Origin of the sequence: Amycolatopsis sp. FDAARGOS 1241, assembly GCF_016889705.1 — a bacterium.
In the GTDB taxonomy this organism is placed as follows: Bacteria; Actinomycetota; Actinomycetes; order Mycobacteriales; family Pseudonocardiaceae; genus Amycolatopsis.
Window position 1 is genome coordinate 8,550,979 of the sequence record NZ_CP069526.1, and the last position, 12,804, is coordinate 8,563,782.

Annotated in this window: 13 protein-coding genes; 2 read left to right on the forward strand and 11 right to left on the reverse strand. The window is 72.0% G+C overall.

From position 1 onward, the window contains the following. Positions 1-123: 123 nt before the first annotated feature. The 10 genes from I6J71_RS41445 to I6J71_RS41490 form a co-directional block, all read right to left on the reverse strand. Complete coding sequence (locus I6J71_RS41445; protein ID WP_101436173.1) at positions 124-339, reverse strand: helix-turn-helix domain-containing protein; 216 nt, start codon at positions 337-339, stop codon at positions 124-126. 196 nt (positions 340-535) lie between these two features. Next, on the reverse strand, positions 536-1,348 hold the full coding sequence (gene proC / locus I6J71_RS41450) for a pyrroline-5-carboxylate reductase (protein ID WP_204091835.1): 813 nt from the start codon (positions 1,346-1,348) through the stop codon (positions 536-538). A 24-nt stretch (positions 1,349-1,372) separates the two neighbouring features. Further along, the gene (locus I6J71_RS41455) at positions 1,373-2,203 is read right to left on the reverse strand and encodes a thioesterase family protein (protein ID WP_204091836.1); all 831 of its coding nucleotides are present in this window, start codon (positions 2,201-2,203) and stop codon (positions 1,373-1,375) included. 157 nt (positions 2,204-2,360) lie between these two features. Then, complete coding sequence (locus I6J71_RS41460) at positions 2,361-3,170, reverse strand: sugar phosphate isomerase/epimerase (RefSeq protein WP_204091837.1); 810 nt, start codon at positions 3,168-3,170, stop codon at positions 2,361-2,363. A gap of 377 nt (positions 3,171-3,547) precedes the next feature. Continuing rightward, complete coding sequence (locus I6J71_RS41465) at positions 3,548-5,215, reverse strand: hypothetical protein (RefSeq protein ID WP_204091838.1); 1,668 nt, start codon at positions 5,213-5,215, stop codon at positions 3,548-3,550. Beyond that, complete coding sequence (locus tag I6J71_RS41470; RefSeq protein ID WP_204091839.1) at positions 5,212-5,370, reverse strand: hypothetical protein; 159 nt, start codon at positions 5,368-5,370, stop codon at positions 5,212-5,214. The genes I6J71_RS41465 and I6J71_RS41470 overlap by 4 nt, the downstream gene beginning before the upstream one ends. After that, positions 5,367-6,350: a Ppx/GppA phosphatase family protein gene (locus tag I6J71_RS41475; RefSeq protein WP_204091840.1), complete on the reverse strand. Its 984-nt coding sequence runs from the start codon at positions 6,348-6,350 to the stop codon at positions 5,367-5,369. Before I6J71_RS41475 ends, I6J71_RS41470 begins: the two co-directional genes overlap by 4 nt. Positions 6,351-6,547: 197 nt before the next feature. Then, the gene (locus I6J71_RS41480) at positions 6,548-7,237 is read right to left on the reverse strand and encodes a response regulator transcription factor (RefSeq protein WP_204091841.1); all 690 of its coding nucleotides are present in this window, start codon (positions 7,235-7,237) and stop codon (positions 6,548-6,550) included. Beyond that, the gene (locus I6J71_RS41485) at positions 7,234-8,511 is read right to left on the reverse strand and encodes a cell wall metabolism sensor histidine kinase WalK (RefSeq protein ID WP_204091842.1); all 1,278 of its coding nucleotides are present in this window, start codon (positions 8,509-8,511) and stop codon (positions 7,234-7,236) included. The genes I6J71_RS41480 and I6J71_RS41485 overlap by 4 nt, the downstream gene beginning before the upstream one ends. 137 nt (positions 8,512-8,648) lie before the next feature. Then, complete coding sequence (locus tag I6J71_RS41490; RefSeq protein ID WP_204091843.1) at positions 8,649-9,539, reverse strand: aldo/keto reductase; 891 nt, start codon at positions 9,537-9,539, stop codon at positions 8,649-8,651. 100 nt (positions 9,540-9,639) lie between these two features. On the opposite strand from I6J71_RS41490, the gene I6J71_RS41495 reads away from it, so the two are divergent. Both I6J71_RS41495 and I6J71_RS41500 read left to right on the forward strand, forming a co-directional pair. Next, a complete protein-coding gene (locus I6J71_RS41495) occupies positions 9,640-10,293 on the forward strand; it encodes a response regulator transcription factor (protein WP_204091844.1) in 654 nt (217 codons plus the stop codon). Next, positions 10,290-11,195, forward strand: coding sequence for a hypothetical protein (locus I6J71_RS41500; RefSeq protein ID WP_239154203.1), 906 nt, complete (start codon positions 10,290-10,292; stop codon positions 11,193-11,195). Before I6J71_RS41495 ends, I6J71_RS41500 begins: the two co-directional genes overlap by 4 nt. Positions 11,196-11,841: 646 nt before the next feature. Here the strand turns inward: I6J71_RS41500 and I6J71_RS41505 are convergent. Beyond that, positions 11,842-12,591 carry a phosphoglyceromutase gene (locus tag I6J71_RS41505; RefSeq protein WP_204091845.1) on the reverse strand — a complete coding sequence of 250 codons (750 nt, stop codon included), beginning with the start codon at positions 12,589-12,591 and terminating at the stop codon, positions 11,842-11,844. Positions 12,592-12,804 lie beyond the last annotated feature (213 nt).

Below are 12,804 nucleotides of genomic sequence, written 5' to 3' on the forward strand. Positions count from 1 at the left end.
TTTACCAGGTTACCCGCGTGCTGACGCGGACCGGTCGGCGGGCATGGGTGAGCGCATGCCCGGCGACCGCCCGGGCCGTGCCCCGCCGCCGCCCTCAACGGAGCGGCGCGCCGCACTGAGCTGCTATCCGACGTCGAAGTAGGCGCCCTGCAGGTACTCGTGCACCGCCTTCTCAGGGACCCGGAACGACTTCCCCACTCTCACGGCGGGGAGCTCGCCCGAGTGCACCAAGCGGTACACGGTCATCTTCGAGACCCGCATCAGCGTCGCCACCTCGGCGACCGTTAGGAACTGGACCTGCCCGACCGAGGGCAAATCCTCCTTCTTGTTCGGCGACATGATTACCGCGTCCTTCGACACGTGTCGCGCCACGAGGCTTCCCCACCTGTGGTATCGACACGCACGTGCTCTCCCAGAGGGTAGCGGGACTCGTGGGACTCGTGCGACGCCTGTCACCGGGATGGGCCCGTACCTGCAGCTTTTCTTTTCAGCCGGAACCCGTTCCGGTGAGCTTTGTCCTTTTTGTCGGAACGCGCTAGTCCTCGTGTGCGCGCCCGAGCTCCTCCGAACGGTCCCGTGCGGCTTCGATCGCGTCGAGCAGCGCCGCCCGCACGCCGTGCTTCTCGAGTTCGCGGATCGCGTTGATGGTGGTGCCCGCCGGCGACGTGACGGCCTCGCGCAGCAACACGGGGTGGTCCTTGCCCTCGGCGAGCATCTTCGCCGCGCCGACGGCCGACTGGATGATCAGCTGGCCCGCCAGCGCCCGCGGCAGACCGAGCAGGATCCCGGCGTCGATCATGGCCTCGACCAGGTAGAAGAAGTACGCCGGGCCGGAGCCCGACAGCGCCGTGACGGCGTCCTGCTGCGCTTCGGGCACCTCCACGACCTCGCCGACGTGCGAGAGCAGCTCGCGCACCGTCGTGAGGTGCTCGGCGGTGGCGTAGCGACCGGGTGAGATGGCGCTCATGGCCTCGCCGACGAGCATCGGCGTGTTCGGCATCACGCGGACCACCGGCACACCGTCGGCCAGCCGCCGCTCGTACAGCGCCGTCGGCAGCCCGGCGCACAGCGACACGACCAGCGACGACGACCCGAGCAGCGGCGCGAGCTCGGCCAGCACCGGGTCGATGTCCTGCGGCTTCACTGCGACGACGAGCACGTCCGCGCGCTTGGCGGCCTCCTCGACGGGCACCGCGCGCATGCCCGGGTAGCGCTCCTCGAGCTCGCGGACGCGACCCTCGTACCGCTCGGTGAAGAGCAGGTCCCCGGGCGCGTGGCCGCCGTGCAAGAGCCCCGACAGCAGGGCTTCCCCGATCTTTCCCGCTCCCAGCACGGCGATGACACTCATGGCGCTCAGCGTGCCAAACGCGCGTCAGGACTGGGGCGCCGGGGCGAGCGCCAGCTGCCGCGCCTGCGCGACGAGGCGGCCCTGGGAGTCGACGACCGTGGCGTCGGAGTCGAACCAGGCCTCGTTGACCGAACGCGATTCGACGAGGATCCGCAGCCAGCCGGGCGCCGGGCGGGTGCGCAGGTAGGCCGTGAGCTGCACGGTGGGCGCCCAGCCGACGCGGCCGAGGTTGGCCACCACGGGCGGGTTGAGATCGCCTGCGAGGAGGGCGAAGTAGACGTCGCCGGCGCCGTCGCGCGGGCGCACCCACAGCTTCAGCCGCGGCGGGTCGCCGTCGCGGCCGACGAGGTAGCCCGCCGTCGCGGGGTCGACGCGGACCTCGAGGAACTCCGCCAGGTGGAAGCGGCCTTCGGACGTCTCCGCGGCGACCGGCACGGCGCCGGCCGGCGGGTCGGCGGGCAGCTGCGGCACGTCGCTCCACTCGGGGCGGCGCATCGGGAGCCGGCCGGTCGTCACGCGTGCCTCGACGCAGCTGCGGCCGCGCTGCTCCAGCGTCACGGACACGACGGACGCGCGGCGGCCGACCTTGCGGACGTCGGTGCGCAGCAGCACGGGCCCGAGCGCGGGCGCGTGCAGGAACTCGGCGTTGACCACGAGCGGTTCGGCGGTGGGTTCGCCGCGCTCCTGCAGGACGGCCGTCGCGGCCTTGGCGAGCAGTGCCAGGAGGAATCCGCCGTGGGGGTGGTTCGCGATCGACCACTCCGCCTTCAACGTGGCCGTGAAGGTCCCGTCCCCGAGAGAACGGACCGCCGTAGCCGCGTCGAAGGCCGTCTCCGTCTGCTCGACGCGGCTCACGAACGGCCGGCCACGGCGGTCCGGCCCGGCCCGGGTACAGCGGCGAAGTTCAACGGTCGCAACGAGTTCACGGTCGGCACTTTACGTGTGGATGAGCCGGATGAGGGTGCACCGGGGCCGGGGACCGCCCGGACAGCCGATCATGCTAACGACCAGGTCACTGTCCGAGGTGCAACCGCGCGAACAGCAGCGCCTCGGCGAGCGCGCGGGCCCGCGCGGCCTGCGTCCCGGCGCTGCGCGTGTTGACTTCGAGCACGACCTGGCCGGCGAAACCGTCGCTGACCAGCTTCTCCAGCAGCTCGGCGCACGGTTGCCCGCCGTGGCCGGGGATGAGGTGCTCGTCCTTAGGGATGCCGGTGCCGTCGGCCAGGTGGACGTGGCTCAGGCCCGCGCCCATCCGCTCGGCGAGCTCGAGCGCGTCCATCCGCGCCGCGGCGCTGTGGGAAAGATCAAGTGTGTAGTGCCGGAACCCGACGTCCGTCGGGTCGATCGACGGCCGGAACGCGGACACCCGCGAGTTGCGCGACCCACCCGGCGGCCGCACCTTGAACATGTTCTCCACGGCGACCTCGATGCCCGTGTCCTGCTCGAGCTCGTCGACGAGGTCCCCGAACGCGTCGCCGTACCGGCGCTGCCACCGGAACGGCGGGTGCACCACGACCGTGCGGGCTCCCAGCTCCAGCGCCACCTCCACGGACTTCCGCAGCCTGACCTCGGGATCGGGTGACCAGATCCGCTGCGTGATCAGCAGCGACGGGGAGTGGATCGACAGGATGGGCACCCCGGTGCGCTTCGACCACCGCCGCACCGCCGCGACGTCCTGGCTGATCGGATCGGCCCACACCATGACCTCGACGCCGTCGTACCCGAGCTCCGCCGCGAGCTCGAACGCCGCCCCCGCCCGCAAGGGCCAGACCGACGCAGTGCTCAACCCCACGGGGATCTCAGGCGCGCTCACGGGGGACATCCTGCCCTGCCGGGATCCGGTGCGTCGTCGGCGTGCGGCAGGCGGCCGGATTACGGTGTTCCCGGCTGCGAACACGCCGGTCGGCTTCGGCGCCGGTCGGCTCCCTGCCGCCCGGGCGAGGTGTTCCCGGCCGGCAACACTCGGGTCCGGTCGGCGGTCGCCGAACCGACCGTAGGTGTCCCCGGCCGCACACACTTCGCGTCGCCGAAGCGCTGGTCAGCCAGTGCCGGCCTGGCGTCGGCTGACCACCAGTTGCAAACACCACTCCCGCAGACGGGTGGTCTGAAGGCGCGCGCTGAGCCCTGTGTCCCGGGTGCGAAGACGAAAACTCCCGGCCCGCCGAAGCGGACCGGGAGTTCTCGAAGCGACCGGGTGGGCTAGCGCCCGACCAGGAGCAGCGCGGCGGGTGACACCGTCACCACCAAGCCCACCAGGATGGCCAGCAGTGTGGTCTGCAGGTCTTCGGCCCGGCGGATCTTCCGGACGATCCACACGAGCGCCACGATGACCACCACGGCGCCCACGAGCGCGGCCGGCGCCAGGTTGACCCAGAGCCAGTTGAAGCCGAGCCACACCGCGGCGCCGCCGATGACACCGAGCGCCAGCTGGATCGCCAGGGTGAACCACTGCTTGCCCGCGGAGGCGGTGGAGGCGGGCTCCTCCTCGGGGGCCGGGGTGGTGGCGACGCCGGCGGGCGCTTCGTCGTCGTAGTCGTCCTCGTAGTCGCCCTGGTGGTCGTAGCCGTAGTCCTCGCCGTCGAAGTCCGGCGAGCCGTCGGGGTAGGCCGCGTGGTCGAACTCGGCCTCGTACTCCGACAGGTCGTCTTCGATGGGCCCGTCCTGCCGGCCGCCCGGGGCGAACGGCATCGGCGCCGGATAGCCCATGGTCGGCGGGCCGCCGTCGAACTCGGCCGCCATCGTGGGCGGGCCGCCGTCGTAGTCGCCACCGGGAGCCGCCGGGTAGTCGTCCTCGGGGTAGTCGTCGACGTAGTCGTCGTCGGCTTCCTGCTGTCCCGGCGGCACGACCGGCATCACGCCGATCTCCGTGTCCTCCAGCTGCTCCTGCTGACGGCGTTTGCGCCACCCCGCCAGCCCGGCCGGCGAAGCCGGTGGACCGTCCGGCGCGCCGGACGCATCCGGTTCGACCCCGGCCACGGCGTCGAACTGCTCCGTGTGCGGGTCCTGCGGCGGTGCGGGACGGCGCGCGGGCGCGCGGCGCGGACGCTGTGGCGCGCCCGCCGGGAACGCCCCGCTCGCCATCGGCGGAGCGGGTGGCGCCGGCGGCTCCGGCACGTCGGCGTCCGGCGTGCCGTCGAGCCCGTCGAGGCGCGAGGCGAGGGTGCCACCCGGTGCGGGCGGCGGGCCCGGGCGGCGCCGGACGGGCGGGACCTGGTTGCGCGTCTCCTCCGCCGCACCCGGCGGCGGAGCCTGCGGCGGGGCGGGCGGCGGCACGGGCTGCTGACGCGTAGCCCGCGCCCGCGGCGGCACCGGCATCTGGCCGGACTCCTGCGGCCGGGCGAACTGACCCGATTCCTGCGGCGGCGCGGGCGGTCCGGGCGGGGCCGGCGGACGCGCGTACCCGGTGTCCTGCGGCCGAGCCGGGAACTGCCCCGAATCCTGCGGGGGAGCCGGCGGCCGGGCGAACTGACCCGATTCCTGCGGCGGTGCCGGCGGCCCGGGCGGCGCCGGAGGAGCCGGCGGACGCGCGTAGCCGGTGTCCTGCGGACGCGGCTGCGGCCGCTGCAGCGGCCCCGACTCCGGCGGCACGGGCCGCGGCGCCGGGGCGGCGGGACCGTCGGAGCGACGCCGGCCACCCGCGTTGCGCGAGGGCGGCGGCGGGGTGCCCCCGTCGGAGGTCACCCGGTCGATGATCGCCTGCGGAGCGGTGTCGCTCACGCCGGGAGCGCGGCGACCGCCCGGTTCGGGAGCGTCGTCGTCTTCGGCCGCGCGGCGCCTGCGCCGCCGTCCGCCATCGACCTGCTGCCCGTGCTGGGCGAGCAGTTCGGCCACGGTCTTCTGCGGCGGGGTGCCGTTGTCGTCGGTCATACCGTGCTGTCCAAAGCGCGCTCGGGGTTGGCCACGGCAGGTGCCTGCGGCCGGACGCAGGCGGCGCCGCGCGCGCTGAACACCGTGCAGTGCATGTCCGTCACCTCTTCACCGTGCCTGTTTTCCTTCACCGAAGTCCAGTCCACTGCTGTCACCGGTCCTCCCCGTTCGCCGAAACGCCGGTGAGGGCGGCCCCGGTTTCGTCCGCACCGTTCGAGTGGTCCAACCGGCGCAGGATGACACCCTCTCGCAGCGCCCACGGGCAAATCTCGAGTTCCGCCAGGGAGAGTGCCCGCATGGCGGCCTGCGCCACCAGCGCGCCGGCCACGAGCTGGTGCGACCGGCTCGAGCCGACGCCCTCGAGTTCTGCGAGGTCAGCCGAGGACATGCGGGAAATGAAGGCGATGAGCTGGCGCAACGCGGTGTCCGTGAGCGTACGGCGCACCCGGGGCCCAGCCGCCGACGGGGCGGCGCCGGCCAGCCGGGCCAGCGAGCGGAACGTCTTCGAGGTCGCCACGACCCGATCCGGTTCACCCCATTTGGCGACTTTCTTCGCGAGCGCGCTGAGCTCGTCGTCCAGCCACGCCGAGGTCGCCACAACCTCCGAGCGCGTGGGCGGGTCGTGGCGGAAGCGCGTGCGCGTAATGCGCCCCGCGCCCAGCGGCAGCGACTCCGCGAGCACAGGTTCCTCGTCGCGGCCCATCGCGACCTCCAGCGAGCCGCCGCCGATGTCCAGCACCAGCAGCTGCCCGGCCGACCAGCCGAACCACCGCCGCACGGCGAGGAACGTGAGGCGCGCCTCATCGGCGCCCGAGAGCACCTTGAGCTCGACACCGGTCTCCTCGGCCACGCGGGCGAGGACCTTCGCCGAGTTCTTGGCTTCGCGCACGGCCGAGGTGGCGAACGCCATGACCTCTTCACACCCGAGCCGCCGGGCCGAGGCCTTGGCCGCCTCGACTGCCCGCACCAGCCCGTCGGCTCCCGCGCGGCTCAGCTCGCCGGTGCGGGTGATCTGCTCGGCCAGCCGCAGGACGGTCTTCTCCGAGTGCATGGGCGTCGGGTGCGCGCCACGATGGGCGTCGACCACCAGCAGGTGGACGGTGTTGGACCCGACGTCGAGTACCCCTAGGCGCACGAGGATCCAGCGTACCGGTCCCACAGCCAGGTCTCGAAACTGTAACCAACACCACTCGGTCCGGGCTCGACTCTGTGTGCCCGAACGCCCGCGCAGGGTGAAAAAATCACGCGTTTCCCCAGGAGCGGAAACGGCCGGGACGGCCGGAAAAAACCCAGCCACCCCGGCCGCCTTCCGGTGCTTTCCCTACCGCGGGCTCACGTCTCGAACTTGTACCCGAGACCGCGCACCGTCACGAGGTGGCGCGGCGAGCCCGGATCGGGCTCGATCTTGGAGCGCAGGCGCTTCACGTGGACGTCGAGCGTCTTGGTGTCGCCCACGTAGTCGGCGCCCCACACGCGGTCGATCAGCTGCCCGCGCGTGAGCACGCGGCCCACGTTGCGCAGGAGGTACTCGAGCAGGTCGAACTCCTTGAGCGGCAGCGACACCTCGGCGCCGTCGACGGTCACCACGTGCCGCTCGACGTCCATCCGCACCGGGCCGGCCGAGAGCACCAGCGGCGCGAGCTCGCCCTCGGCGCCCGGCTCGCCGCCGCGGCGCAGCACCGCGCGGACGCGCGCGATGAGCTCACGCGCCGAGTACGGCTTCGTCACGTAGTCGTCGGCACCGAGCTCCAGGCCCACGACCTTGTCGATCTCGCTGTCGCGCGCGGTCACCATGATCACCGGCACGGCCGAACGCTGCCGCAGCTGCTTGCACACGTCGGTGCCGCTCATACCCGGCAGCATCAGGTCGAGCAGCACGATGTCGGCGCCGTTGCGGTCGAACTCCTCGAGCGCCTGCTGTCCCGTCCCGGCCACCGCGGCCGTGAAACCCTCCTTGCGCAGCAGGAAGGCGAGCGGGTCGGCGAAGGACTCTTCGTCCTCGACTATGAGAACCCTCGTCACAGGTTTCCTCCATGGTCTGGGCCGGAGTGCTCCTGCCCGGTTGCCACGAGCCGGGGTGTCCGCTCGGGGGTCTTGTCCTGCCGCCCGGCGGCGGCCGACGGGATCTTCTTGCCGGCACCGTTCCCTGCGGCACCACGCGCCGCGTCGTCGGCGGGCACCGGGCGCACGTGGGCGGGGATCCGCAACGTGAACGTCGATCCGGTGCCGGGCCGGCTCCACAGGCCCACCGAACCGCCGTGGTTGGCGGCGACGTGCTTCACGATCGCGAGGCCGAGACCGGTGCCGCCGGTGGCGCGCGACCTTGCCTTGTCCGCGCGGTAGAAGCGCTCGAACACGCGCTGCTGCTCGTCCTCGGCGATGCCGATGCCGCGGTCGGTCACGGCGATCTCGACCATGCCGTCGGCGAGCCGGCGCGAGATCGACACCGGGCTGCCCGGCGGCGAGTACGCGACGGCGTTCTCCAGCAGGTTCGACAGCGCGGTGACCAGCAGCGTCCGGTCGCCCTCGATGAGCAGGCCGCTGGCCGCGTCGGTGGTGATGGTGATTTCGGCGCGCTCGGCTGACAACGTTGTCCGGCCAAGGGCCTCGCGGACGACGGCGTCGACCTCGACAACGTTCAGGTCCGGCAGCCGCTCGGCGCCCTGCAGGCGCGAGAGCGCGATGAGCTCGGTGACGAGCGTGCCCAGCCGCGTGGACTCGCGCAGGATCTTGCTGCCGAAGCGGCGGACCTCCTCCACGTCTTCGGCGGCGTCGAGCACGGCCTCGGTGAGCAGCGCGATCGCGCCGACGGGGGTCTTGAGCTCGTGGCTGACGTTGGCGACGAAGTCGCGCCGCACGGCCTCGAGCCGGATCGCCTCGGAGTGGTCGACGGCCTCGACCACGGTGAACCCGTCGCCGAGCGGGCGGACCTCACCGAGCACGGCCTCGGGCTGGCGCCGGCCGCGGCTTTCGAGCGGGGAGAGGTCGATCTCCATCGGCTCGTCGGTCTCCACCACCTGCTCCGCGGCCGCGCGGGCCCGCGGGTCGGCCTGGTTCACGCGCACCAGGCCGAGCTCGTAGGCCCGCGGGTTGTGCAGCACGAGATCGCCGAACCGGTTGAGCACGATGATGCCGCTGCTCGACGACCGGATCAGCCGTTCGAGGAGCTCGGCCACGGTCGGTCCCGCCGGCCGGGCCGTCTCCTTACGGGCCCGCGCCCGGGCGATCAGGAACCCCGCGACCGCGCCGACGACAAGAGCGCCGATGGCCGTCAACAGGACAACAGGCGTGGTCACGAAGGAATCGTAAGCATCCCGGTAGCCTTTCGGACCAGTCCTGGAAGCCCTGTCGTGAGGCGCGTGACACCTGCGGGCGACATGTTCGCCCTGGTGTCAGGCCCTGTTCACCCTCTCGAGACATTCCGGACGGATGTTCACGCTCCGTCGAGCTCGGCAAGATCCTCTTCGGTCAGCCGGATCGCCCCGGCGGCGAGGTTCTGCTCGAGGTGCGCCGGGTTGCTCGTGCCCGGGATCGCGAGCACGTGATCGCCCTGCGCGAGTGTCCACGCGAGCCGCACCTGGGCCGGGGTCGCGTCGTGGCGTTTCGCGACGGTGGCCACGCGCTGCTCGGCGGCGTCCGGCTGTCCACCGGGTTGTCCACTCGCGACGGCGAAGAACGGCACGAACGCCACGCCGTGCTCGCCGCACAGGCGCAGGAGCTCGTCGTCCTCCCGCCGGGCGGACAGGCCGTACTGGTTCTGCACGCACACGACGGGCGCGATCTCCAGCGCCTCCTTCAGGTGCGCGGGCCCGACGTTCGAGATCCCCACCTCACGGACCAGGCCCGCCGTCCGCAGCTCGGCGAGCGCGCCGAAGTGTTCCGCGAGCGAGCCCGAGCCGCGGTCCAGACCGGTGCCGATGCGCAGGTTCACGACGTCGACGTGGTCGCGTGCGAGCTGGCGCAGGTTCTCCTCGACCTGGCCGCGCAGCTGGTCGGGCCGGGCGAAGGGCAGGAATTCGCCCGACGGGTCGCGGCCGGGGCCGACCTTGGTGGTGAGCACGAGGTCGTCCGGGTAGGGCGCCAGCGCGGTGTTGATGATCTCGTTGGCCGAGAACTGCGGCGTGAAGTAGAACGCGGCCGTGTCGATGTGGTCCACCCCGAGCTCGATCGCGCGGCGCAGCACGGTGATGGCCCGTTCGCGGTCGGCGGCCGTGCCGCCGTTGAACGGGAAGAGGCGCATCGCGCCGAAGCCGAGGCGGTTCACGGTGAGCGAACCCAGCTGCCACTTCCCGGCAGCCGAAGCGTGGACTGCGGTTTCTGTCATGGTTTCCAGCCTGGTCGGCCGCCACAGGCGCCGCCGCGTTTGGCAGGAAGCTGCCACCCCCTGGTGGCCGCGGCCGGGCGAGCGCGTGACACTGGGGTGCGTGACCAGAGCCGACGACGTCGTGACCGTGCGCGGCGAACGCGAGCTGTTCGACCGCACCGCCCACCTGTTCGCCGCGGCGACGGACATCGCGTGCGCCGCGAACAACCTGTACACGTGGGCATCCACCCACCCGGCGCCGCAGCAGCGCGAAGACGCGTTGCGCAGCGTGCAGGGCCGGCGGGCGCGCAAGATCTACCTGCCCCAGGTGCTGCTCGACCCGTCCAGCGCGGCCCACCTGCGCGCGCTGCAGGACGTCGGCGCCGAGATCCGCATCAGCGAGCGCGAGATCAACGAGACGATCATCCTCGACGGCCGCCTCGCGATCCTCGCGGCCGAGGCCACGCCCGACGGCCGCGACTACACCGTCCTTTCGCGACCCGACCTGGTCAACGGCATCAAGTCGCTGTTCGAGGCCGCGTGGCGCTCGTCGACGGACCTCGCGGCCTTCGAGGCGCGCTTCGCCGAGCTGCGGCAGCACACGCCGCGGCTGCTGGACCTGCTGTCGTCGGGCTGCACCGATGAGACCGCGGCTCGCGAGATGGGCGTGGGCCTGCGGACTTACCGCCGCTACGTCGCGGAGCTGATGGCCGCGCTCGGCGCGAGCTCGCGGTTCCAGGCCGGCGCCCGCGCGCGGGAGGCCGGTCTGCTGTGAAGCGCGCCACCGTCGCCGGGCTCGCGCTGCTCGCCGCCGGGTGCAGCAGCACCGTGGCCGCGCCGCCCACCCCGCCGAACCCGCCCCAGCCCGCGAACCTCGCGTTCGTGGACACCGCCGCGACCACGGCCGCCACGACTGGGGTCAAGCAGGCCGTGGAGACCGCCTTCACCTACGACTCGACGAACCAGGACGCGGTCGCGAAGACCGAGCAGGAGTACCTCGCCGGGGCGGCCCGCACGCAGTTCGACCAGACCTTCGCGCAGGTCAAGACCACTCCGGTGAAGACGAAGACGCAGGTGCTCTCGACCGGCGTCGCCGAGCTGCAGCCGCGCAGCGCGAAGGTGCTCGTGGTCGCGAGCCAGCAGAGCTCGACGCCCGACGGCAAGCAGAACGCCGCCACGGCGCTGCTGCTGGTCACCGCCGTGCCGGCGGGCGGTCACTGGCAGCTCACCGACCTCAACTTCGACCCACGCGGCGTCCTCGCGCCGACGGGCGGCTCGGGCGCCGCTGCCACGCGTGACTCGGCGCTCGCCGCAGCGCACCAGGAGGGCGCGATCCTGCTCACCCTCGATGCCCAGAACGCCGACGCCGTTTACGACCGCTACGAGAGCGTGGCCGCCGACCCGCTGCTCAGCCAGTTCCGCACCGACCGCGCCCACACCGTCGACAGCATGAAGGCGAGCGGCACGAAGACCTCGCTCGACCCGCAGTCGGTCGCCGCGCTCACGTCGGCGAGCGCGGACGGCAAGCAGGCCACCGTACTGCTCGGCGCGATCGTGTCGACGCAGCAGAAGGGCGGCACCCAGGACCGCCGCCTCAACGTGCAGCTCACGCTCGTGCGCCAGGGCGCCACCTGGAAGGTCTCCGGCATCGAGTCCATCGGCGCCTCCCAGACCTGACCCGCCACCCGACACGACGAAGGGCACCGCCCGCGAGCGGTGGCCTTCGTCGTTCGCGACCGGTCACCAGCCCCTGCTGCCCACACCCGAGACCGCGCCGGATTTCTGGACTGTCCGATGTGCTCGACCCCTCGAGCCGAGCACATCGGAAAGGAAGAAACCGGGTCCAAGCCACCTCGCCGCCCCAGCGAAGCCAAAGCCGAAGTCACGCATCCCGCCGCCCCAACAAGGCGAGGCAGCCAACACCCCGAGACCCGCCCCTGTTCGCGTACCGAGCGCTGGTGCCGCTGCCGCACGATCAGCCACGACTAACCGCTCGCCGACGCGCACGCACCTCAACCACACCGCGAGCCCGCCCCGGATCCCGGACTCGTGAAGGAACCGGGTTTACGCGATCCCGCCGCCCCGGCGCAGCCGCGACAGACAACACCGCGATCTCGAGCCAGCGCCCGGACCCAGCGCCGGTACCGCTGCCGCAAGAACAGCCACCGCGACCTACAACTGCCGTGCACGCACCTCGCCACACCGCGAGACCGCGCCGGATGTCTGGACTGTCCGACGTGCTCGACCCCCCGAGCCGAGCACATCGGAAAGGAAGAAACCGGGTCCAAGCCACCTCGCCGCCCCGGCAAAGCCGAGGCAAATGTCACCTACCCTGGTTCGCCACCGCGGCCGCGGCCTCTTCGGCGGCCTCGGGGTCGAGGTACACGCCGCCCGGCTTCGCGGGCTTGAGGTCGTCGGTGAGGTCGTAGCGCAGCGGGATGCCGGTCGGGATGTTCAGGGCCGCGATGTCGGCGTCGGAGATGCCGTCGAGGTGCTTGACGAGGGCGCGCAGCGAGTTGCCGTGCGCCGCGATGAGCACGTTCTTGCCGGCGCGCAGGTCGGGCACGATCTCGGCCTCCCAGTACGGCAGGAGGCGCTCGACGACGTCCTTGAGGCACTCGGTCAGCGGTGCGGAGTCGCCGAGGTCGGCGTAGCGCGGGTCGCCGGCCTGGCTGAACTCGTCGGCTGGGTCGATGGGCGGCGGCGGGGTGTCGTAGGAGCGGCGCCAGAGCATGAACTGGTCCTCGCCGAACTCCTCCAGCGTCTGCTTCTTGTTCTTGCCCTGCAGCGCCCCGTAGTGGCGCTCGTTGAGCCGCCAGTTGCGCTTCACGGGGATCCAGTGCCGGTCGGCGGCGTCGAGCGCGATGTTCGCCGTGCCGATCGCGCGGCGCAGCAGCGACGTGTGCACGACGTCCGGCAGCAGCTCCGCCTCGGCCAGCAGCTGTCCGCCCTGCCGGGCTTCGCGCTCACCGGTCTCCGACAGCGGCACATCCACCCATCCGGTGAACAGGTTTTCGGCGTTCCACGTGCTCTGCCCGTGACGCAGCAGCACCAACGTCCCAAGTTCGGCCATGCCGCACAGCCTGCCAGAGCGGACCGGAGCGGTGACCGGTGAGTCCCGCTTGAACGATGTTCTACAGAGAGTGTGTTACCGCATAGTAACACCTTCACCCGAACAGAAGGCCGTGTGCCAACAAGCAGCGAAACGGGTGCAATGTGCTGCGCACCGTTATCCCACTCAGCGAAGTCCACTCGAACGGAGTAACGAGTAGTCTTGTGATTACAG

Excerpts from the sequence above, each read along its gene's own strand:
- I6J71_RS41445 (WP_101436173.1), bottom strand. The coding sequence starts at position 339 with ATGTCGCCGAACAAGAAGGAGGATTTGCCCTCGGTCGGGCAGGTCCAG.
- proC (WP_204091835.1), bottom strand. The coding sequence starts at position 1,348 with ATGAGTGTCATCGCCGTGCTGGGAGCGGGAAAGATCGGGGAAGCCCTG.
- I6J71_RS41460 (WP_204091837.1), bottom strand. The coding sequence starts at position 3,170 with ATGTCCCCCGTGAGCGCGCCTGAGATCCCCGTGGGGTTGAGCACTGCG.
- I6J71_RS41465 (WP_204091838.1), bottom strand. The coding sequence starts at position 5,215 with ATGACCGACGACAACGGCACCCCGCCGCAGAAGACCGTGGCCGAACTG.
- I6J71_RS41490 (WP_204091843.1), bottom strand. The coding sequence starts at position 9,539 with ATGACAGAAACCGCAGTCCACGCTTCGGCTGCCGGGAAGTGGCAGCTG.
- I6J71_RS41505 (WP_204091845.1), bottom strand. The coding sequence starts at position 12,591 with ATGGCCGAACTTGGGACGTTGGTGCTGCTGCGTCACGGGCAGAGCACG.